Source organism: Devosia sp. 67-54 (genome assembly GCF_001899075.1).
GTDB lineage: Bacteria > Pseudomonadota > Alphaproteobacteria > Rhizobiales > Devosiaceae > Devosia_A.
The window spans coordinates 1-20756 of record NZ_MKVA01000002.1; the positions used below are offsets into that span (position 1 = coordinate 1).

Annotated in this window: 26 protein-coding genes and 1 pseudogene; 14 read left to right on the forward strand and 13 right to left on the reverse strand. The window is 67.5% G+C overall.

Annotated elements, in window-relative coordinates; translation table 11 throughout:
- Positions 1 to 92: 92 nt before the first annotated feature.
- From BGO82_RS00695 to ccmA, 6 genes are all read right to left on the reverse strand, one after another.
- Positions 93 to 464, reverse strand: coding sequence for a hypothetical protein (locus BGO82_RS00695; protein ID WP_291303618.1), 372 nt, complete (start codon positions 462 to 464; stop codon positions 93 to 95).
- Positions 465 to 672: 208 nt separating this feature from the next.
- The gene (locus BGO82_RS00700) at positions 673 to 1224 is read right to left on the reverse strand and encodes a DsbE family thiol:disulfide interchange protein (RefSeq protein ID WP_291303619.1); all 552 of its coding nucleotides are present in this window, start codon (positions 1222 to 1224) and stop codon (positions 673 to 675) included.
- Positions 1221 to 1385 carry a heme exporter protein CcmD gene (ccmD, locus tag BGO82_RS00705; protein ID WP_291303620.1) on the reverse strand — a complete coding sequence of 55 codons (165 nt, stop codon included), beginning with the start codon at positions 1383 to 1385 and terminating at the stop codon, positions 1221 to 1223. The genes BGO82_RS00700 and ccmD overlap by 4 nt, the downstream gene beginning before the upstream one ends.
- Positions 1385 to 2098, reverse strand: a complete 714-nt coding sequence (locus BGO82_RS00710; protein WP_291303975.1) for a heme ABC transporter permease — start codon at positions 2096 to 2098, stop codon at positions 1385 to 1387. The genes ccmD and BGO82_RS00710 overlap by 1 nt, the downstream gene beginning before the upstream one ends.
- 265 nt (positions 2099 to 2363) lie before the next feature.
- Positions 2364 to 3017: a heme exporter protein CcmB gene (gene ccmB, locus BGO82_RS00715; protein WP_291303621.1), complete on the reverse strand. Its 654-nt coding sequence runs from the start codon at positions 3015 to 3017 to the stop codon at positions 2364 to 2366.
- Positions 3014 to 3616, reverse strand: coding sequence for a heme ABC exporter ATP-binding protein CcmA (ccmA, locus tag BGO82_RS00720; protein ID WP_291303622.1), 603 nt, complete (start codon positions 3614 to 3616; stop codon positions 3014 to 3016). Before ccmA ends, ccmB begins: the two co-directional genes overlap by 4 nt.
- Before the next feature lie 239 nt (positions 3617 to 3855).
- Here ccmA and acnA point away from each other — a divergent pair, with 239 nt between their 5' ends.
- The 4 genes from acnA to BGO82_RS00740 all read left to right on the forward strand — a co-directional run bounded on the left by acnA (position 3856) and on the right by BGO82_RS00740 (position 8760).
- Positions 3856 to 6627 (forward strand): aconitate hydratase AcnA, encoded by a 2772-nt coding sequence (gene acnA, locus BGO82_RS00725; protein ID WP_291303623.1) that lies wholly within the window; start codon positions 3856 to 3858, stop codon positions 6625 to 6627.
- A 196-nt stretch (positions 6628 to 6823) separates the two neighbouring features.
- Complete coding sequence (locus BGO82_RS00730) at positions 6824 to 7552, forward strand: thioredoxin family protein (RefSeq protein ID WP_291303624.1); 729 nt, start codon at positions 6824 to 6826, stop codon at positions 7550 to 7552.
- Positions 7553 to 7933: 381 nt separating this feature from the next.
- Complete coding sequence (locus tag BGO82_RS00735) at positions 7934 to 8308, forward strand: DUF2794 domain-containing protein (protein WP_291303625.1); 375 nt, start codon at positions 7934 to 7936, stop codon at positions 8306 to 8308.
- Positions 8305 to 8760: a GNAT family N-acetyltransferase gene (locus BGO82_RS00740; RefSeq protein ID WP_291303626.1), complete on the forward strand. Its 456-nt coding sequence runs from the start codon at positions 8305 to 8307 to the stop codon at positions 8758 to 8760. Before BGO82_RS00735 ends, BGO82_RS00740 begins: the two co-directional genes overlap by 4 nt.
- Here BGO82_RS00740 and BGO82_RS00745 read toward each other — a convergent pair.
- The 5 genes and pseudogenes from BGO82_RS00745 to BGO82_RS00760 form a co-directional block, all read right to left on the reverse strand.
- Positions 8757 to 9557, reverse strand: coding sequence for a class I SAM-dependent methyltransferase (locus BGO82_RS00745; RefSeq protein WP_291303627.1), 801 nt, complete (start codon positions 9555 to 9557; stop codon positions 8757 to 8759). The two genes, BGO82_RS00740 and BGO82_RS00745, sit on opposite strands and share 4 nt — an antisense overlap.
- A complete protein-coding gene (locus tag BGO82_RS00750) occupies positions 9554 to 9835 on the reverse strand; it encodes a BrnA antitoxin family protein (RefSeq protein ID WP_291303628.1) in 282 nt (93 codons plus the stop codon). Before BGO82_RS00750 ends, BGO82_RS00745 begins: the two co-directional genes overlap by 4 nt.
- Positions 9836 to 9849: 14 nt before the next feature.
- Positions 9850 to 10044 (reverse strand): annotated as a pseudogene (locus BGO82_RS21035) (BrnT family toxin); the annotation flags it as partial.
- A gap of 72 nt (positions 10045 to 10116) precedes the next feature.
- The gene (locus BGO82_RS00755) at positions 10117 to 10614 is read right to left on the reverse strand and encodes a GNAT family N-acetyltransferase (protein ID WP_291303629.1); all 498 of its coding nucleotides are present in this window, start codon (positions 10612 to 10614) and stop codon (positions 10117 to 10119) included.
- A gap of 77 nt (positions 10615 to 10691) precedes the next feature.
- Positions 10692 to 11444, reverse strand: a complete 753-nt coding sequence (locus BGO82_RS00760) for a Bax inhibitor-1/YccA family protein (protein WP_291303630.1) — start codon at positions 11442 to 11444, stop codon at positions 10692 to 10694.
- A 239-nt stretch (positions 11445 to 11683) separates the two neighbouring features.
- Here BGO82_RS00760 and thpR point away from each other — a divergent pair, with 239 nt between their 5' ends.
- The 6 genes from thpR (at position 11684) to BGO82_RS00790 (ending at position 16226) form a co-directional block, all read left to right on the forward strand.
- Entirely contained in the window at positions 11684 to 12223 is a 540-nt protein-coding gene (thpR, locus tag BGO82_RS00765; protein ID WP_291303631.1) for an RNA 2',3'-cyclic phosphodiesterase, read from the forward strand.
- 218 nt (positions 12224 to 12441) lie between these two features.
- A complete protein-coding gene (locus BGO82_RS00770) occupies positions 12442 to 13077 on the forward strand; it encodes an invasion associated locus B family protein (protein WP_291303632.1) in 636 nt (211 codons plus the stop codon).
- Positions 13078 to 13142: 65 nt separating this feature from the next.
- A complete protein-coding gene (locus BGO82_RS00775; protein ID WP_291303633.1) occupies positions 13143 to 13652 on the forward strand; it encodes an invasion associated locus B family protein in 510 nt (169 codons plus the stop codon).
- Positions 13653 to 13910: 258 nt separating this feature from the next.
- The gene (gene rlmN / locus BGO82_RS00780) at positions 13911 to 15143 is read left to right on the forward strand and encodes a 23S rRNA (adenine(2503)-C(2))-methyltransferase RlmN (RefSeq protein WP_291303634.1); all 1233 of its coding nucleotides are present in this window, start codon (positions 13911 to 13913) and stop codon (positions 15141 to 15143) included.
- A complete protein-coding gene (locus BGO82_RS00785; RefSeq protein ID WP_291303635.1) occupies positions 15136 to 15531 on the forward strand; it encodes a VOC family protein in 396 nt (131 codons plus the stop codon). The genes rlmN and BGO82_RS00785 overlap by 8 nt, the downstream gene beginning before the upstream one ends.
- Positions 15528 to 16226 carry an HAD family hydrolase gene (locus tag BGO82_RS00790; protein ID WP_291303636.1) on the forward strand — a complete coding sequence of 233 codons (699 nt, stop codon included), beginning with the start codon at positions 15528 to 15530 and terminating at the stop codon, positions 16224 to 16226. The genes BGO82_RS00785 and BGO82_RS00790 overlap by 4 nt, the downstream gene beginning before the upstream one ends.
- Positions 16227 to 16295: 69 nt before the next feature.
- Here BGO82_RS00790 and rlmJ read toward each other — a convergent pair whose 3' ends face one another.
- Both rlmJ and BGO82_RS00800 read right to left on the reverse strand, forming a co-directional pair.
- Entirely contained in the window at positions 16296 to 17141 is an 846-nt protein-coding gene (gene rlmJ, locus BGO82_RS00795; protein WP_291303637.1) for a 23S rRNA (adenine(2030)-N(6))-methyltransferase RlmJ, read from the reverse strand.
- Between the two features lie 19 nt (positions 17142 to 17160).
- Positions 17161 to 17811, reverse strand: a complete 651-nt coding sequence (locus BGO82_RS00800; RefSeq protein ID WP_291303638.1) for a LysE family translocator — start codon at positions 17809 to 17811, stop codon at positions 17161 to 17163.
- 84 nt (positions 17812 to 17895) lie between these two features.
- Between BGO82_RS00800 and BGO82_RS00805 the strand changes: the two genes are divergently transcribed.
- The 4 genes from BGO82_RS00805 (at position 17896) to BGO82_RS00820 (ending at position 20556) form a co-directional block, all read left to right on the forward strand.
- Complete coding sequence (locus tag BGO82_RS00805; RefSeq protein WP_291303639.1) at positions 17896 to 19119, forward strand: argininosuccinate synthase; 1224 nt, start codon at positions 17896 to 17898, stop codon at positions 19117 to 19119.
- Positions 19120 to 19280: 161 nt separating this feature from the next.
- Positions 19281 to 19733 carry a hypothetical protein gene (locus tag BGO82_RS00810; RefSeq protein ID WP_291303640.1) on the forward strand — a complete coding sequence of 151 codons (453 nt, stop codon included), beginning with the start codon at positions 19281 to 19283 and terminating at the stop codon, positions 19731 to 19733.
- A complete protein-coding gene (locus BGO82_RS00815; protein WP_291303641.1) occupies positions 19724 to 20167 on the forward strand; it encodes a hypothetical protein in 444 nt (147 codons plus the stop codon). Before BGO82_RS00810 ends, BGO82_RS00815 begins: the two co-directional genes overlap by 10 nt.
- Positions 20158 to 20556, forward strand: a complete 399-nt coding sequence (locus BGO82_RS00820) for a hypothetical protein (protein ID WP_291303642.1) — start codon at positions 20158 to 20160, stop codon at positions 20554 to 20556. Before BGO82_RS00815 ends, BGO82_RS00820 begins: the two co-directional genes overlap by 10 nt.
- Positions 20557 to 20756 lie beyond the last annotated feature (200 nt).

Here is a 20756-nt window from a genome sequence, read left to right on the forward strand (position 1 = left end):
CCCTCGACCTGTTCTTCAACAGACACACCATGAGTCCAGTGTAAACACTGCCCCGCAAGGGGGAGGGGAGCCCGACTGCGAGAACGCGATCGCTATGGCCGCTTGATCAGATCGTCCTTGCTGACGTTGAGCATGATCTCGTCGCCGCCGACGGAGGCGATCTGGTCGGGCAGGATGAAGCGGTCCCTGGCCAAGAGGCCCTTGGTGTCGAGCCGGATATAGCCTTCGGTCAACAGGCGGTCGCGGAGCGTTTCGGGCAGCTCTTCCCTGCCGAAGGCTTCGGCGATGCTGGCGAGGATGGTCTCACGCGCGTCGCGGCGGTCGGTGCCATCGATGTCGGCCGGCTGCACGTCCGGCTCGAGCTCGTTTTCCGAGAATTTGAAGTCGTCGACCTTGCCGATGGCGTGGTGGCGGCTGTCATAGACCGTCATGCCGGTGCGGATGTCGGATGGAAGCGTCTGCATGGGAAATCCTCCAATGGATAATGGAGGAGAAACGCTGTTGACCCGGGGCCGGGTTCCGGCGGGATTGCGGGGCAGGAGGGTGGGGCAGAGCCCCTCACCCGGCTTCTAGGCTCGCTGCGCTCGCCAAGGCGCCGACCCCGGATCAGGTCCGGGGCAGGCTCTCTCCCCGGAGGGGCGAGGTGAGGCTGGGGCGGCGAGGGGGCCCTACTCAGCCTGCCGCCTTGATCCTGGCGATGGCGGGGACGATCTCGCGGTCGATGTCGGCCAGGTCCAGCGGGCCGGTGTGCTTGAAGCGGATCACGCCTTTGGCATCGACGATGAAGGTTTCGGGCACGCCGTAGACGCCCCAGTCGATCGAGACGCGGCCGTCGCGGTCGGCGCCGATGCGGTCGTAGGGGTTGCCGAGCTGGGTGAGGAACGCCGCCGCCTGGTCGGGGGCGTCCTTCTGATTGATGCCGTAGAGCGCGACGCCGGTCTCGCGCTTCAGCGCCTCGAGCACCGGATGCTCGTCGCGGCAGGGGATGCACCAGCTGGCAAAGACGTTGACCACCGTCACCTGGCCGGCGAGCGACGCCGTGTCGAAGCCGGGTACCGGCAGGCCCTCGACCGCCGGCAGCGCGAAGGGCGGCGCCGGCTTGTCGATCAGCACCGATTGCACCAGCGAGGGGTCGCGGTCGATGTTGAGCGCGAACACCGCGATCAGCGCGACGAGCGCCGCCAGCGGCAGCAGCGCCAGGACGATCCGCACGGGTTTTTTCACGCGGCGGACCTGCGGCGGATGCCCTGCGCCTCGAGCGCCGCAAGCTTCCGTTTCACCCGGCGCGACTGCCACCATACGGCGGCGATCAGCGCCAGCGTCACCAGCGCCACCCCGGCATAGGCCCAGACGATGAAGATCGCGTCGTCGGCGTGCGTCGGCATCAGGCGGCTCCCGCCGTGCTTCCGGCTTTGGCGGCGGCCTGGCGGCCGAGGCTCTCGGCGCGGCGGGCGAGGATCTCGGTGCGCATCGACACCAGATGCAGCAGCAGGAACAGCAGGGTGAAGGCCAGCATCATGACGAACAGCGGCGTCAGGATGGAGAGCGGCATTTTCGGGCCGGTGGGGGTAAGGATGGAATCGGGCTGGTGCAGCGTGTTCCACCAGTCGACCGAGAATTTGATGATCGGGATGTCGAGGGCGCCGACCAGCGTCACCACGGCGACGATGCGGGCGGCGCGCAACTGGTCGTCGAAGGCGCGCCACAGCGCGACGATGCCCAGATAGATGAAGAACAGCACCAGGGTCGAGGTCATGCGCCCGTCCCATTCCCAGAACGTGCCCCAGGTCGGCCGGCCCCACAGCGCGCCGGAATAGAGGGCGAGCGCGGTGAAGGCGGCGCCGAGCGGGGCGGCGGATTTCGCCGCGACGTCGGCGAGCGGATGGCGCCAGACCAGCGTGCCGAGCGCCGCCACCACCATCACGCCATAGACGAACTGGCTGAGCCAGGCGTTGGGCACGTGGATGTACATGATGCGCACGGTGTCGCCCATCTGGTAGTCGGCGGGCGAGTTGAAGAAGGCGAACCAGAGGCCGACGGCAAACACCAGCGCCGTGAGCAGGCCGAGCGGCCACAGCACCGGCCGGCTCCAGGCCATGAAATTGCCGGGATGGGCCAGGCGCGAGACCCAGTTGGACTTGGGCGCGGTGACGAGGTCGGTCACGGGGTGGCTCCCGTGCCTTCATGCAGATCGGGCGCATTTGGCCCCCACCCCCATCCCCTCCCCGCAGGGGGGAGGGGGGCCTGACTGCACCCTTTGGCTTGCGGCTCCATCGCTCCCCTCCCCCTTGCGGGGAGGGGATGGGGGTGGGGGCAAGAGCCACCGGAGCCCGGAAAATGGGGGGACGGACTGTCGTGCATGATCACTCCGATCCTACCCTGAGCGCCAGAGCGGCGGCAAACGGGCAAAACGCCACGGAAACAAGGCTGAGGGCGGCGAGGAACAGCAGCGCGGCGTCGCCGCTGCCGGGGGCGATGGCGCCGGCGCCGAAGATCAGCACCGGGACCGACAGCGGCAGCATCAGCACCGGGCCGAGCAGGCCGCCGCGCCGGAGGCCGACGGTGACGGCGGCGCCGACGGCGCCGAAGGCGGCGAGCGCCGGGGTGCCGAGCAGCAGCGCCAGCGCCGTGCGGGCCCAGACGTCCATGTCCATCGACAGCAGGATGGCGAGCAGCGGCGAGGCGACCAGCAGCGGCAGGGCGGTCAGCAGCCAGTGCGCCAGGAGCTTGGCGAACACCACCGCCTCGAGCGGCAGGGCGGCCTGGCGCAGCAGCAGCAGCGTGCCGTCGTCCTCGTCGGCGCGGAACAGCCGGTCGAGGCCGAGCAGCAGGCTGAGGAACGCCGCGATCCAGACGATGCCGGGCGCGAGCCGCGCCAGCAGCACGCGGTCGGGGCCGACGGCGAAGGGGGTCACCGCGCCGACCATGACGAAGAACAGCACCAGCGTCAGCGCGTCGGCGCCGCCGCGGCCGGCGAGGCGGAGGTCGCGCACGAGGAGGGCGGCGAAGGCGCTCATGCCGGCGGCCCCAGGGTCAGCGTCCGGGTGGCGCCCGGCAAGTCGTCGTGGGTGGCGGCGACGATGGCGCCGCCGGTCGCGAGGCGGTCGGCGATGAGCCCGGCCACCAGCGCGTCGCCGGCGGCGTCGAGGGCCGAGAGCGGCTCGTCGAGCAGCCAGAGCCGCCGGTCGGTGACCAGCAGGCGGGCGAGCGCCAGCCGCCGCGTCTGGCCGGCGCTCAGATAGCCGGCATCGAGCCCGCCGAGGGCGCCGAGGCCGACGCGCTCCAGCGCGGCGCTTGCGGCGAGCCCGGTCGGGCCGTTCACGGCGCGCCAGAAGTCGAGGTTTTCAGCAAGGGTGAGGCGGGCCTTCACGCCGGGCTGGTGGGCGAGCAGATGCAGCTTCGGCGGCTCCTCGGCGTGCCAGTCGAGCCGCCCTGCGGCGGGGCGCAGGATGCCGGCCAAGGCCAGCAGGAGGCTCGATTTGCCGGCGCCGTTGGGGCCGCGCAGCGCCAGCAGCTGGCCGGGAGAGAGAGAGAAGCCGAGGCCGGCGAACAGCTGCCGCCCGCCCCGGCTGAGGGCGAGATTTTCCACGGTCAGCAGAGGGTGCGGCCCGGTCATCGGCGCCATGCCTAGAGCAGTTCAGCGAATTAGGAAATCGGCGACCTGCGGCGGGCCCGGTCTTGCCCTGTTTCGGAGCGGCAAAGACGCCGCCGCTGCCCCCGCATCCGCACTGGCATGCGGCATGTTCATTGACTATAACGCCCCCAAAGTCTGGAACGCTTCCAGACTGCCCCCAGTCCTGCCAGTCCGGTCGGGACTGACGTGGTGTCCCTCAGCACATCTCCACAGGCGGACCCGTGACCCAATCGCTCAATAGCTTCAAGTCCAAGACCACTCTGACGGTCGGGGACAAGACCTACACCTATTATTCGCTGCCGCTGGCGGAGAAAAACGGGCTGCCGGGGATCTCGAAGCTGCCGCATTCGATGAAGGTGGTGCTGGAGAATCTGCTGCGCTTCGAGGACGGCATCACCGTCACCAAGGCCGACATCATGGCGGTGGCGCAGTGGCTGGGCACCCGCACCTCCGAGCACGAGATCTCGTACCGCCCGGCGCGGGTGCTGATGCAGGACTTCACCGGCGTGCCGGCGGTGGTCGATCTCGCGGCGATGCGCGATGCGACGCAGAAGCTCGGCGCCGATCCGCAGAAGATCAACCCGCTGGTGCCGGTGGACCTCGTCATCGACCATTCGGTGATGGTGGATTCGTTCGGCACGCCGCTCAGCTTCCAGCAGAATGTCGAGCTCGAATACGAGCGCAATGGCGAGCGCTACGAGTTCCTGCGCTGGGGGCAGAAGGCGTTCGACAATTTCCGCGTGGTGCCGCCGGGCACCGGCATCTGCCACCAGGTGAACCTCGAATATCTGGCGCAGACGGTGTGGACGCGCAAGGACGAGGAGACCGGCGAGATCGTCGCCTATCCCGATACGCTGGTCGGCACCGACAGCCACACCACCATGGTCAACGGCCTCGCCGTGCTGGGCTGGGGCGTGGGCGGCATCGAGGCGGAAGCGGCGATGCTGGGCCAGCCGATCACCATGCTGATCCCCGAGGTCGTGGGCTTCAAGCTCACCGGCAAGATCAATGAGGGGATCACCGCCACCGACCTCGTGCTCACCGTCACCGAGATGCTGCGCAAGAAGGGCGTGGTGGGCAAGTTCGTCGAGTTCTACGGCCACGGGCTGGATTATCTGAGCCTCGAGGACCAGGCGACGATCGCCAACATGGCGCCCGAATATGGCGCGACCTGCGGGTTCTTTCCGGTCGACAGCGACACGCTCGCCTATCTCGAGACGTCGGGACGCGATGCGGCGCGGGTGGCCCTAGTCAAGGCCTATGCCGACGCGCAGGGCATGTTCCGCAGCACCAATTCGCCCGACCCGACCTTCACCGATACGCTCGAGCTCGATCTGAGCACGGTGGTGCCGTCGATGTCGGGGCCGAAGCGGCCGCAGGACCGCGTGGCGCTCAAGGATGCGGCGCCGAAATTCGCCGAGGCGCTGAAGGACATCGCCGGCGGCCGCAAGGAGCGCACGGCGCTGCCCAAATCGGTGGGCGAGAGCCGCTTCGTCGACGAGGGCGCGACCGGGGTGGACGACATTCCCGAGGAAGCCGCGTTCCCGGGCTTTCCGGTCGATGGCGAAAAGTTCGCCATCGACGACGGGCATGTGGTGATCGCCGCCATCACCTCATGCACCAACACCTCCAACCCGTCGGTGCTGATCGCGGCGGGGCTGGTGGCGCGCAAGGCGCGGGCGCTCGGGCTCAAGGCCAAGCCGTGGGTCAAGACCTCGCTGGCGCCGGGGTCGCAGGTGGTCACCGACTATCTCGGCGCGGCCGGGCTGCAGGCCGACCTCGACGCGCTCGGCTTCAACCTGGTGGGCTATGGCTGCACCACCTGCATCGGCAATTCCGGCCCGCTGCCGACGGCGATCTCCGAATGCATCAACACCAACGATCTGGTGGCCGCCTCGGTGCTGTCGGGCAACCGCAATTTCGAGGGCCGCGTGAACCCAGACGTGCGGGCGAACTACCTCGCCTCGCCACCGCTGGTGGTGGCCTATGCCATCGCCGGCTCGCTCAACGTCAACGTCGCGAGCGAACCGCTGGGCACGGGCAAGGACGGCAAGCCGGTCTATCTGCGCGACATCTGGCCAACCAACCGGGAAGTCAGCGACATCGTGCGGCAGGTGATCACGCCGCAGATGTTCCTCTCCCGCTATTCCGACGTGTTCAAGGGCGACGCCAACTGGCAGGCGATCGCCGTCGACGGCGGCGAGACCTACAAGTGGAATTCGAGTTCGACCTATGTGCAGAATCCGCCCTATTTCGAAGATCTGAAGATGGAGCCCGAGCCGATCACCGACGTGCACGACGCGCGCATCCTCGGGCTGTTCCTCGATTCGATCACCACCGACCACATCTCGCCGGCCGGCTCGTTCAAGGCGTCGACGCCGGCAGGCAAGTACCTCACCGAACGGCAGGTGGCGCCGCGCGACTTCAACTCCTACGGCTCGCGCCGCGGCAATCACGAGATCATGATGCGCGGCACCTTCGCCAACATCCGCATCAAGAACCAGATGGTGCCGGGGGTGGAAGGCGGTTTCACCAAGGGCCCGACCGGCGAGCAGATGGCGATCTACGACGCCGCCATGGAGTACCAGAAGGCGGGCACGCCGCTGGTGATCTTCGCCGGCAAGGAATACGGCACCGGCTCGTCGCGCGACTGGGCGGCCAAGGGCACGCGGCTATTGGGCGTGCGCGCGGTGATCGCGCAATCGTTCGAGCGCATCCACCGCTCCAACCTCATCGGCATGGGCGTGCTGCCGCTGCAGTTCGCCGAGGGCGAGAGCTGGCAGACGCTGGGGCTGACGGGCGACGAGAGCGTCACCATCGAGGGGCTGACGGCGCTGACGCCGCGCTCGCCGGTGACGGTCAAGATCGTCTTCCGCGACGGTACGGTGAAGGAGGCGGTCACGCGCTGCCGCATCGATACCATCAACGAGCTCGACTATTACCGGCATGGCGGCATCCTGCACTACGTGCTGCGCAACCTGGTCGCCGCCTGAGCCTCGCGCCGCCGGTGAGCGGCGGCGCCCGGAACGGTTCACCGACGATATCGGCGAACCGCTCCGGCATCCGCCTGGTCGCGTTTCCGAGCCGAAAAACCGTTGCCACGCTTCCGGGAAACGCTCCGGGTCGCGCTCACGGCCCGACACGCCAATTTGACTCGCCCTCGAGCAGGCGGTTGCCTAAAACGACGGCATGAAATCGCTCTCCCTCCTTCCGGTTGCCGCGGCAACCCTGCTGGCTGCCGGATCGGCCGACGCGGCCGAGCTGCGCAGCCACCCGAAGGCGGTGCTCGAGCTGTTCACCTCGCAGGGCTGCTCGTCCTGCCCGCAGGCCGATCTCAAATTCTCGGAGCTGAGCAAGCGCGACGATCTGATCACGCTCGCCTATCACGTCGACTATTGGGACTATATCGGCTGGGTCGACACCTTCGGCTCCAAGGACAATACCGACCGGCAGAAGGCCTATGCCCAGAGCTGGGGCAAGTCGATGATCTACACCCCCGAGCTGGTGGTGAACGGCGCCAAGGGCGTCGTCGGCTCGCGGCAGAAGGATGTCGACGACGCGCTCGGCACGGCGGCGCTCAGCGTGCCGGTGGGGCTCGACGTCGCCGCCGACATGCTCAAGGTCACGGTGGCGCCGCAGACCGGCGGCACCAGCGCCATGGTGTGGCTGGTGACCTTCAAGGACCATGCCGAGGTGGTGATCGGCCGCGGCGAGAACGCCGGCAAGACGGTGGACTACACGCAGATCGTCACCGGCCGGCAGATGCTGGGCATGTGGGATCCGGCGGCCGGCACGCACTGGACGCTGCCGCTCAGCGAGCTGCAATCGCATGGCAGCAATGGCGCGGTGATCCTGGTGCAGGCGGAAAAGAGCGGCCTGCCGGGCGCCATCGTCGGCGCCGCCTCGATCAAGCTCTAGACGCGCGAGAGCGCGATCGGCCAATCGGGAGAATTGTGCCTGGCGCTGTCCGGTTGGCCGCAAGAGCGCCCGATCGGCCAACCGCTAATAAAAACAACTCCCGTCGGCGGGCCGGCGGGAGTGCTGATGACTGATTGTGCATGGAGATGTGGCCGGCACCGGGCATCATGGTTTGGGGGCTCGGTCAGCCCGGTGCCAGCCACTGGAGGCAATGGTTGAACCTTGCCCGGCCAATCGGGCTGAAGCGGGGACACAATGTGACGAAATTGGGGTTTTCGCGGCGGCGGCTTTTTCAGTCCGAAAGCCCGCCGGCGGACGGCACCGGCTTGCGCGTCCCGGCGTTTGGGGCAATCATGACGATGTCGTCACGAAGGATGGCTGATGGCCGAGGCCGACCCACAGCAGCAGTCAGCGCAACTCATCGAGTTTCTCACCCCCGGCGGGCCGCCACCGCCCCGCGCCAAGCCGTATGTCGGCTTCGACCGGCGCGAGCTCAACACCATCCTCAACCTCTATGGCCGCAAGGTCGCCGACGGCGAATGGCGCGACTACGCCATCGACTTCCTCAAGGACCGGGCGCTGTTCTCCATCTACAAGCGCGCCTCGGAACGGCCGCTCTACGTCATCGAGAAGAACCCGAAGCTGCGGGCCCGGCAGGGCCAGTACATGGTCACCAGCCAGGATGGGCGGGTGCTGAAGCGCGGCCACGAGCTGGCGACGGTCCTGCGCGTGCTGGAACTCGCAGTCGTCCGGTGATCAGCGTTCGGCCCGCCCGCATCGAGGACGCCGAGGCGATGAGCGCGCTGCTGATCGCCTCGATCACCGAGCTGTGCCAGGCCGACCACCAGGGCCAGCCTGAGGCGCTCGGGCGCTGGCTCGCCAACAAGACGCCGGACGGGGTGCGCGGCTTTTTCGCCAATCCGGACAACAGGCTGTTCGTCGCCGAAGCGGACGGGGAGATGGCGGCGGTCGGCGGCTGCAACACGGCGCGCGAGATCATCCTCAACTATGTCGCGCCGGCGCACCGCTTCAGCGGCGCCAGCACGGCGCTGCTCGCCGCCATGGAGGCGGCGCTCGGGCCGGGCGAGGCGACGCTCAGCAGCACGCTCACGGCGCTGCGCTTCTACCTGCGGCGCGGCTGGAGCGAAAGCGGCGCGCTCGAGCGCTATGCCGGGATGATCGCCTACCCGATGCGCAAGCAGCTCTAGCCAGGCTTCCGGCCGAGGAACAGCGCCACCTGCTTGTCCGCCACCAGCGCCCCGCCGCCGGCGCGAAACGCCGCGGCAATGGCGTCACGAAAGGCGGCAAGGGTGGGCGCGTCCGCCGCGTCGCCGGGCGGGTAGGAGGTGAGGGCGAGGAACACGTCCTCCGGCTCGGTGATGCGCAGATGGCCGGGATGGACGTCGCGGCGCACCTTGCCGAAGCGGGCCTCGAGCAGCGCCGTGGCCCGATCGAAGCCGAAGGCCGCGGCGGAGGGATCGGCGGGGTCGCTGCCGAACACCGCCGTCAGGGCATAGAGCTGCCGCAGATTGCCGGCGCCATTGGTGGTGACGGCCAGAGTCCCGCCGGGCTTCAGCACGCGATGCAGTTCGGCGATCGCCAGCGCCTGGTCGGGCACATGGTAGAGCATGTGCATGGCGAGGACGGCGTCGAAGCTGGCGTCGGGGAAGGGCAGGGCCTGCACGTCGGCGACGACGCCGTCGACGTGCCAGCGCCGCAATGGCCGGCAGCGCGCGGTCGCCTCGGCGACCATGCCGGGCGAGATGTCCGCCAGGGTCAGCGCCAGTTGTTCCGGCAGCACCGGAGCGCCGGCCTCCCAGAACCAGCCCGGCCCGCAGCCGGCGTCGAGCACCCGGGCGCCGCCGGCGAGCGGCAGGCGCGCCGCTACCCACTGGAACCACGGCGTTTCCGCCACGGTGTAGTTCCTGTGCAGCCGGCCGCGCGCGGCCAGCCGCTCGCTGGTGGCGTATTGGCGGGCGACACCGGTGGTGATCTCGGCGCTCACGCCCGCTGCTTGCGGGCTTCGCGCAGCAGCACGTCGTTGATGCGGGTCTGCCAGCCGGGGCCGGTGGATTTGAAATAGTCGACCGCCTCGGCATCGAGGCGGATGGTCACCGCGCGCTTGGGCTGCTCGGTCCTCGGCCGGCCGCGCGGCACCGGCATGGGGATGCCCGCTTCGGCAAACCATTCCGACGCGGGGCGCAGGCGCTTGGCCTGCTCGGGCGTCAGGATCGGCGCGTCATCGTCGAAGTCAGGGGGCGGCGGCAGTTTCTTAGAGGTCATAATTGGCAAGCTCCTTATCGTGCGCGCGGCGCATGCTGATGATGCCGCACCCGGTCGCCGCGCTGGACATAGACAACCGCATAGCCGCGACCATCGATGCGGCCGAAGGCAAGGTTTCGCTCCTCGCCGTAGTCAAAGCGGGTGTCGACATCGAAGGCCGCCTGCGACCAGTCGAAGATCTGGTGTTTCAGCAGGTTGGTTGCGTACTTCGTCTCGTCCCATTCGTATGGGTCCGTGCAATATCACCATTTAATGTACGTACAAAATATCACGTCAATCGCTCACAGCGCCCGCTGCAGGTGGACGATGTCGAGCCAGCGGTCGAATTTGTAGCCCAGCGCCTCGTAGCGGCCGATGAAGCGGAAGCCGTGCTTTTCGTGGAGGCGGATGGAGTTGGCGCGCTCGGCGGTGATCACCGCCAGCATCTGCCTGAGGCCGGCCTTGCTGCTGTCCTCGATCAGGCGGGCGAGCAGGGTGCCGCCCAGGCCTTTGCCGACGGCGTCGGGAGCGAGGTAGATCGAATCCTCGCAGGTGAAGCGGTAGGCCTCGCGCGGCCGGTAGGTGGAGGCATAGGCGTAGCCGATCACCCGGCCGGCCTGCTCGGCGATCAGCAGCGGGTGGCCCTTGCCGACGATGGCGGCGAAGCGCCGCGCCATCTCCGCCTCGTCCGGCGCCTCGGTCTCGAAGGTGATCACCGTGTCGCGGACGTAGTGGCCGTAGATGCGGGTCACCGCCGGAATATCGGCCGGCGCGTAGGGGCGGATCACGAGGTCGGACATGGGCGGCTCGGCAAAAGGAAGGGCCGCGACCCTGGCTGGATCGCGGCCCCTGTTAAAGCCGATTGGTTGGCGGGTTGCTAGTTCCGCTGGTTGCCGAACAGGCGGAGCAGCATCAGGAACAGGTTGATGAAGTCGAGATAGAGGCTCAGCGCGCCCATCACGGCGCTCTTGGCGAGGATCTCGGCGCCATAGCCGGCGTCGTAGTTCTCCTTGATGCGCTGCGTATCCCAGGCGGTGAGGCCGACGAACACCAGGACGCCGATGATCGAGATGGCGAAGCTCAGCCCGCTCGAATGCAGGAAGATGTTGACGATCGAGGCGATCACGATGCCGATCAGGCCCATGATCAGGAACGAGCCGAACCTGGTGAGGTCGGTCTTGGTGGTGTAGCCGTACAGGCTCATCGCGCCGAACGTGGCGGCGGAGATGAAGAACACCTGCGAGATCGAGGTCATGGTGTAGACCGCGAAGATGGAGCCCAGCGACAGGCCCATCACCGCCGCGAACACCCAGAACAGCACCTGGGTGAGGCCGGTCGACAGCTTCTGGATGCCGAAGCTCAGCACCAGCACGAAGGCCAGCGGCGCCAGCATCACGATCCACTGCAGCGGGCTGTTGTAGATGACGTTGCCGAAATCGGTGAGCCCGACGATGCGGCCGTTTTCCTGCACGAAGGCGTTGGCGAAGGTGAAGTAGGCAACGACGCCGGTCAGCACCAGGCCGATACCCATGTAGTTGTAGACCTTGAGCATATAGCTGCGCAGGCCCTCATCGATGACCGCGGCGGTTCCTGGCCGCGCGGCAACGGACGGACGGTCGAATTCAGCCATGGTCGGTTCCCCTTGGATCTGTCGAAGTCCCGCGGCTGCGGGTCTTTGCTGCAGAATATGGACGGGGGGAGTCATGAATACAAGACCCGGCCGCCGGGCTTAACAAAGTGTAACCTTGCCGGGCCAAGGGGTTAGCCGGACAGGTTACGCCGCCCTGTCATGAACTTGCGGCCGCGACTCACTATGTTACGGTCAGTCGCGCCGGTCCCGAATCGGCGCCGCAGCGGAGACGCGGTCGATTGCCCAGGCTCTTTACCGGCCTCGAAATCCCCTACGACGTGCAGTCTGCCCTGTCGCTGAAGCGCGGCGGCCTGTCGGGAGCGCGCTGGATCGACCCCGAGAACTACCACATCACGCTGCGCTTCATCGGCGACGTCGACAACCGGGTGGCCGACGAGGTGAGCTACGAGCTCGAACGGCTGAGCCATTCGGACAGCTTCAAGATCCGGCTGTCGCATCTGGGCACGTTCGGCGGCGACATGCCGCGGGCGCTCTATGCCGGGGTCGAGAGCAACGAGGCGCTGCACCGGCTGCAGGCGGCGCAGGAGCGGGTGCTGCGCCGGGTCGGGCTCGACCCGGAAGGCCGCCGCTTCGTGCCGCATGTATCGCTGGCGCGGCTGCGCGGCACGCCGGCCTACGAGGTCGCCGACTTCATCCACCAGGCCGGCCAGTTCGCGCCGCTGGAGTTCACGGTCGGCCGCTTCGTGCTGTTTTCGTCGCGGGCGTCGGTGGGCGGCGGGCCGTACCTGGTCGAGCAGAGCTATCCGCTGGCGGCGTGAGCTTCGCGCCGAATCGTCATCGCCTTAACCCATCGTTAAGGCTGACGGGGCGACACGAAACCCACACAAATCCGGCGCCAAATTGCCGACACGATTGCCGATACACTCGGCATCTCGCCAATACGGGCCCGGGTTTTGAGACCTTGGTAACCATACCGTGCCAGCCTTGGGGCGTTCCTCGCTTCCGCGGCTGCCACTTGCTCAGGGGTATTCAGGACATGACTTTTCTGCGGCACCGGCTCCTCCCCGGCCTGATGGCAACTGTCCTTGCGGCGTCGGCGATGCCCGCGCTGGCGCAGAGCGCGCCGACCAATCTGGGCACCTTCAAGGCGTGGACGGCCTGGCAGGGCAAGGACGATTACGGCAAGATCTGCTTCATCTCGGCGGCCCCCGACAGCTCCGAGCCGACCCAGGTCAACGGCAAGCCGATCAACCGCGATCCGCCGCACTTCCTCGTCATCCACCGCGACAAGGCGCCGGCGATCAATCCCGACGGCAGCGCCGCCAAGGACGCCAAGGGCAATCCGGTGTTCCGCAAGGTGCGCAACGAGGTGCAGACGCTGATCGGCTATCCGATGCAGCCCACCTCGAGCAGCTTCACCCATTCGGCCGACATCGACGGCAAGTCGTGGCCGATGAAGTCGATCCCCGACGATCCCTCGACCGCCATCAAGGACGACGAGGCGGCCTGGCTCGCCAGCATGGACGACGAAGCCGGGTTCGTGGCGGCGCTGAAGAAGGGCACCAAGCTCGTGGTGCACGGCACCTCGATCCGCGGCACCAAGACCACCGACACCTATTCGCTCGCCGGGGTGACGGCGGCGATGGACGCCATCGACAAGGCGTGTCCATAAGGGAACGCCCGACCGGCCGGCCGCGTTGGCCGGCACCGGCTCCGCGCCAATCCGTTCGAGGTTCCATGACCGCCGCCCGCCTTGCCGCCCTCGCCGTTCTCGCCACGCTTGGCCTCGCCACAGGCGCCAGCGCGCAATCGGTGCAGGTGATCGGCACGTTCAAGGACTGGGCGGCGTATTCGGCCTCCAGCGGCGGCGCCGGGGCGGTGTGCTTCGCCATGAGCAAGCCGGTGTCGGTCGATCCCTCGCCCGACGGCTACACCCAGGCCTATCTCTATCTGACGCACCGGCCATCGGAAAACGTCAGCAACGAGCTCAACCTCGTCGCCGGGTTCGAATTCGCTCCCGACCAGCCGGCGACGCTGAGCGTCGGCGGCAAGAGCTACGACCTGTTCACGCAGAAGGACGCCGCCTGGCTGCTCGATGCGGCGCAGGCCGACAGCCTCGCCGGCGCCATGCGCGCCGGCAGCTCGCTCGCCATCCAGGGCACCAGCACCAAGGGCATCCTGGTCAACGAGACGTTCTCGCTGGCGGGCGCCACGGCGGCGAGCAAGGCGATCGACAGCGGCTGCTAGAGTTCTTGTTTGCTCTGTCCGACCGGTGGAGTTGTTTGTGCTCTGTCCGATCGGCCACAAGAGCGGCCGATCGACCAACCGCTTGTTGTTTGCGCTCTGCACGATCGGCCGCAAGAGCGTCCGATCGAGCAACCGCTTGTTGTTTGCGCTCTGTCCGATCGGCCGCAAGAGCGTCCGGTCGTCCAACCGCTGTAAGTCGCTCTTTTTTGCGCACCGGCGCGCATTATGTTATCCCGCGCCGCCAATTCCGGACCCGCCATGAGCATTGCCCTCAATCTCGACCATGCGAGCCAGCCGCCGCGCCCCACGGCGCCGGGGCGGATGTCGCTCGTCGGCCTGGGCAAGCCGGAGCTGCGCCGGGCGCTCGGCGGCATCGGACTCGACGAGCGCGAGAGCCGGATGCGGGCGAACCAGCTGTGGAACTGGATCTACGTCAACGGCGTCACCGATTTCGAGCGGATGAGCAATATCCAGAAGGGGGTGCGGCAGACCCTGGCCGACAACTTCCTGCTCGACCGCCCCGAGATCGTCTCCGAGCAGGTGTCGGTCGACGGCACGCGCAAATGGCTGTTCCGCTTCCGCGATCCGCAGAACCCGAAGCTGCCGCCGGTCGAGATCGAGACCGTCTACATCCCGGAAGAGGATCGGGGCACGCTGTGCGTCAGCTCGCAGGTCGGCTGCACGCTCACCTGCTCGTTCTGCCACACCGGCACGCAGACGCTGGTGCGCAACCTCAGCGCCGGCGAAATCCTCGGCCAGATCCTGATGGCGCGCGAGCGGCTGGGCGATTTTCCCGGCGGCGTGCGGCCCGACGATGGCGGGCTGGTGCCGGCGCCGCGCGGCTCGGGCGGATCGGAGGGCGATAGCCGCGCCATCACCAATGTGGTGATGATGGGGATGGGCGAGCCGCTTTACAATTACGACAACGTCAAGAACGCCCTTCTGATCGCCTCGGCGGAAGACGGCATCTCGCTCAGCAAGCGCCGCATCACGCTTTCGACCTCGGGCGTCGTGCCCTATATCGAGCCCACCGGCCGCGAGATCGGCACGATGCTGGCGATCTCGCTCCATGCGGTGCGCGACGATCTGCGCGACATGCTGGTGCCGATCAACAAGAAATATCCGCTGAAAGAGCTGATCCAGGCCTGCCGCGACTATCCGGGGCTGTCCAATGCCCGCCGCATCACCTTCGAATATGTGATGCTGCGCGACATCAACGATTCCGACGCCGATGCGCGCGAGCTGGTGCGGCTGTTGAGCGGCATTCCAGCCAAGATCAATTTGATCCCGTTCAATCCGTGGCCGGGCACCAATTACGATTGTTCGAGCTCGGCGCGGATCGAGAAATTCGCCGATATCGTCAACCGCGCCGGCTATGCCTCGCCGGTGCGCACGCCGCGCGGCCGCGACATCTTCGCTGCCTGCGGCCAGCTCAAGAGCGAGACCGAGCGGCTCAAAAAGAAGGATCGCGAGGCGCTGCTCGGTGCCTGATCTCACCCCCGAGCTGGCGGTCGCGGACCTCGAGCGCAGCCTTGGTTTCTACCGCGATATCCTGGGATTTTCGGTGCTCTACGACCGGCCCAGCGAAGGCTTTGCCTGCCTGCGCTACGAGGGCATCGAGCTGATGCTCGACCAGATCGGGAAAGGTCGCACCTGGGAGACGGGGCCGCTCGAGCACCCTCTCGGCCGCGGTCTCAATCTGCAGTGCAGGGTCAGCGCCATCGATCCGCTGGCGGAGCGGCTGGGCAGGGCCGGAATTGCGCTCTACCTGCCAATCGAAACCAGGACCTATCGCGTTGGCGACCGCGATATCAGGCAACGCCAGTTTTGTGTGCAGGACCCGGATGGGTATCTCCTGCGCTTCTGCGAGGACTCATGAGTACGCTGACGACGATCGGCTTCGATGCCGACGACACCCTGTGGGACCACGAGAAGTACTTCGTCGACAGCAAGACGCGGTACCTCGACCTGCTGGCGCCCTATGTCGACGTCATCGCTCTCGAGGCGCGGCTGCACGAGACCGAAACAGCCAACGTCTCGCTTTACGGCTTCGGCGTCAAAAGCTTCACGCTCTCGATGATCGAAGCGGCGCTCGCCACCGACGGCGGCGATTTGCCGTCGCCCTGTGTCAGCGACATTCTGCAGATCGGGCGCGAGCTGCTCGTGCATCCGGTCGATCCATATCCGGGCGTGCACGACACCCTGGACGCCCTCAGATCCACGCACAAACTGCTGGTTGTCACGCGCGGCGACCTCGTCGACCAGGAACGCAAGCTCGCGGCCTCCGGGCTGCTGGGCTACTTTCATGAAATCGAGATCGTCTCGGACAAGACGCCGCAGGTCTACAGCCGCATATTCACGCGCCACGGCGATGGTCCGCGCCGGGCGATGATGGTCGGCAATTCGATGCGGGCGGATGTCGTTCCGGCCATCGAGGCCGGCTGCTTCGGCATCCACATCCCATCGGACTATGTCTGGTCCATGGATATCGACAGCGACCCCCAGGACATCTCTCGCTTCCGGCGGCTCACGAGCATCGCCGATGTCGCCGCAATCGTCGCCGAGATCGGATGACGGGGGTCAGGCGAAGCATGGTGGGCCGCTTGTGCCGGTATTTGCGGCCGCCCCACCCTCACTGACATCTCAGCTTTCGCCGCGAATCCACTCCACCCGCGCGCCGCCGCGGCCCTGCTCCAAGACGTTCGCCAGCGCGGGTAGAATCAGGTTCAACTCGGCCGCGAGCGTGAAGGGCGGGTTGACGAGGATGAGGCCGGAGCCGTAGAGGCGGCCGGCGGCGGGGGGCAGCACCGTCAGCTCGGCGCGCAGCATCTTTTTGATGCCGGTGGCCTTGAGGGCGGTGACGAAGCTGTTGACCTCGCGCGGCTCCTTGAGCGGATACCACAGCATGAACAGGCCGCCGGACCATTTGCGGTGGGCCTTTGCCAGCCCGTCGACCAGCCGGTCCCATTCGCCGGGCTCCTCGAAGGGCGGATCGACCAGCACCAGGCCGCGCTTTTCCTTGGGCGGCAGGTAGGCGTTGAGCGCCAGCCAGCCGTCGAGCTCGGTGACGCGCACCTGCACGTCGCCGGCGAACAGGTCGCGCAGCCTGCGGTAGTCGGCCGGGTGCAGCTCCAGCGCGCTCAGCCGGTCCTGCGGCCGGAACAGCGTTCTGGCGACCAGCGGCGAGCCCGGATAGCGGGCGAGGGTGCCGTTGCGGTTCTGCGCGGCGACGACATCGAGATACGGGGCGACGAGGCCCTTCACCGGCTCCTTGAGCGCGGCGTCGAGCAGCCTGCCGATGCCGTCGAGCCATTCGGGCGAGCGCCGCGCTTCGTCGCCGGTCAGCGAGTAGAGGCCGATGCCGGCATGGGTGTCGATGACGCGGAAGGCCGCCGGCTTCAGCTTCAGATATTCGACCAGCCGGGTGAGGGTGACGTGCTTCATCACGTCGACGAAGCCGCCGGCGTGGAAGGCGTGGCGGTAGTTCACGGATTTTTCCCGGCCGCGCTCACGCGTGCCGCGCCTGGGCGGAAAGGATGATGGCGGCGAAGGTCGCGAACACCCCGGCAAAGCCCCAGTTCAGCACGCGTTCGACGGTCCTGGACCGGGTCAGCGCCCGGGCGATCCAGGCCGCGAACCAGACCAGCGCTACGCCGGCGGGCAGCGACAGCAGGAAATATTCGAGCCCGAGGAAGAACAGCTGGCCCGGCGCGCCGGGATCGCCGGCGTGCACGAATTGCGGCAGGAAGGTCACGAAGAACAGCACGACCTTGGGATTGAGCAGGTCGATCATGACGCCGGCGAGAAAGCTCTGCCAGAGCGTCGGCTTCTGCCTTGCCGCCGCCGCCAGGCGGAAGCCGCCGCCCTTGCGGATGGCCTGCCAGGCGAGCCACAGCAGGTACACGGCGCCGACGATCTTGAGGGCGAGAAAGATCGGCGGGGCGGCGACGATCAGGATCGAAATGCCCAGCGCCACCAGCACCGAATGCACCAACAGGCCGAGCATGGTGCCGAAAAACGTCATCATGCCGTGCGCGCGGCCGTAATTGATCGAGCGCGAGAGCTGCAGCGCCATGTCGGGCCCGGGGGTGACGATCAGCACCAGCGAGGCGACGGCGAAGGTCAGGACGGTGGCAAGGGGCGGAACGAAGCTCGGCATGCAGCGGACATTGCATGCGGCGGGCGGCTTGACTAGAGAAGACCGCAAATTCCGCCCGTCCGGGCCGGCAGGAGCGTTCAGCGCATGAGCAAAGACATCAAGAAAATCGTCCTCTCCTATTCGGGCGGCCTCGACACCTCGATCATGCTCAAATGGCTGCAGGAGCACTACCAGGCCGAGATCGTGACCTTCACGGCCGACCTCGGGCAGGGCGAGGAGCTCGAGCCGGCGCGGCGCAAGGCCGAGATGTTCGGCATCAAGGACATCCGCATCGTCGATGTGCGCGAGGAATTCGTGCGCGATTTCGTGTTCCCGATGTTCCGCGCCAATGCGCTCTACGAGGGCCAGTACCTGCTCGGCACCTCGATCGCCCGGCCGGTGATCGCCAAGCATCTGGTGGAGATCGCCGAAGAGACCGGCGCCGACGCCATCGCCCATGGCGCCACCGGCAAGGGCAACGACCAGGTGCGGTTCGAGCTCACCGCCAATGCGCTGGCGCCCAACCTCCGGGTCATCGCGCCATGGCGCGAATGGGACCTGCGCAGCCGCACGCAACTGCTCGACTACGCCGAAAAGCACCAGATCCCGATCGCCAAGGACAAGCGCGGCGAAGCGCCGTTCTCGGTCGACGCCAATCTGCTGCACACCTCGTCGGAGGGCCGGGTGCTCGAGGACCCGGCGGAGCCGGCGCCCGATTACGTGGCGCAGCGCACCGTCGATCCGGAGCAGGCGCCCAACACGCCCGAGATCATCACCATCGGCTTCGAGCGGGGCGACGCGGTGTCGGTCAACGGCGAAAAGCTCAGCCCGGCGATGCTGCTGGCGCGGCTCAACGAGCTCGGCGGCAAGCACGGCATCGGCCGGCTCGATCTGGTCGAGAACCGCTTCGTCGGCATGAAGAGCCGCGGGCTCTACGAGACCCCCGGCGGCACGATCCTCTTGGCGGCGCATCGCGGCATCGAATCGATCACGCTCGACCGCGGCGAGGCGCACCTCAAGGACGAGCTGATGCCGCGCTATGCCGAGCTCATCTACAACGGCTTCTGGTATTCGCCCGAGCGCGAGATGCTGCAGGCGGCGATCGACCACACGCAGCGGTTCGTCGCCGGCGAGGTGACGGTCAAGCTCTACAAGGGCTCGGCCAACGTCATCGCCCGCACCTCGCCCAATTCGCTGTACTCGATGGACCTCGTGACCTTCGAGGAAGGGGCGGTGGCCTACGACCATCACGACGCCGAGGGCTTCATCCGGCTCAACGGGCTGCGGCTCAAGACCTATGCGGCCCGGCGCCTGGCGATGAAGCGCTAGACTCCGTTCCTCGGCCGCTACGGCAATCTCCGTAAGATAATCCCCGCGCCTCGACTTCGGTTACTTACGGCCGAACCACTAGAGCGCGGGGCTTTATCGCCTCGTTAACCATGATCTTCCGACACTGTGCACGCGTTCTGGTGCAGGGTCGGGAGTTGTTCATGGGAAAACTGGCATGTCTTGCGGGAGGTCTGTGGCTCGCGGCCGGACCGGCGCTGGCGGCGACCGACGTGGTGTTCACCGGCACGGTCAGCGACACCTGCACGCTGGCGGTGCCGACGCCCGGCATCATGACGCTGTCGGGCGACGGCAAGACGCTTGGGTCGGACCAGACGCTGGGCGTGCCGGCCACGGTGACGGTGGTGTCGCTGGGCAGCAATTCGGTGACGCTGGCGGCGCCGACGCTCACCGATGCGCCCAGCGGCTATGCCGGCGGCGAGACGGTGCAGATGAGCTATTCCGGGCTCGCCAGCCACGCCTACACCAGTCAGCAGCAGAGCTTTGCGCTCGGCATCCTGCCGCTCACCAACCTCATCATCAACATGCAGGTGCTCAACCCCAACGGCTTCGTGCAGGGCACCTACAAGGCCAAGACGGTGCTGACATGCAGCTAGCCGCCGCCCTTGCCGCGCTGGCGGCGCTCGCCGCGACGCCGGCGCTGGCCGATTGCAGCGTCGGGCTGTCGACCCCCGGCGTGCTGAAGCTCAGCCCGTCCGACAGCACGGTGCTCAGCAGCCAGGCGGGCACCGCCTCGGTGGTGGTCGTCACCAATCTCAGCAATCTGCTGGGCACCACGGTGACGCTGTCGAGCCCGGTGCTCGACACCTGGCCGGCGGGGTTCGCGGCCGGCAGCGCCGTGGTCGAGGAGCGCTACAGCGCGAGCTGGCTGCTCGGCTCGTCCAGCGTGCCGACCTATGCCTCGGGCCCGCGCAGCTTCGCCGTGCCGCTCGCGGCGGTGGTGACGCTGGTGCTCGACAACCGCGTCACTGCGCCGGGCGGCTTCCGGCAGGGCGGCTACAGCACGAAGACGAGCATCTCATGCAGCTGACGCCAATCCTCGCCGCGGCGCTTGCCGCCGCCCTCGCCGGACCTGCCGCGGCGCAGTCGCTGTCGCCGATGCATGCGGCGGGGGCGACCCCCAGCGACGTCAAGGGCTTCCGGCTGACCATCGGCAACCCCTATCCGGGGCCGATGACCTTCCTGGTGCTGCCGATGGACCCGAAATTCCGCGTCGCGGCGCCGGCAGCCGAGGTCAATTTCCCGGCGATCACGCTGGCGCCGGGCAGCAGCCGGCAGGTGATCGTCACCTTCCGCATCGAGCCATCCCGCAAGGAGAGGACAATTGGCGTCTGCGTTCAACCCAGGGACCTGGACAGTACGGTCCTGCCTCGCGTGTGCGGCACTTATACTGGGAGCCGGCTCGGCGCTGGCCGGTGACGGGCTGTTCCTGCCGGCGGCGCCGAGCGGGCCGGGCGGCGAGGATTCGATCACCACGTCGGAGGGCGTGCGCTGCACGCAATCGGTCAATTCGTCGGGCGGCTACCTCGATTTCGGTGTGGCCGGCGGCGACATCAACACCTACGCAGCACCCCCGAGCGGGCCGGCGGGGCAGGGCGCCATCGGCTATGCGCGGATCG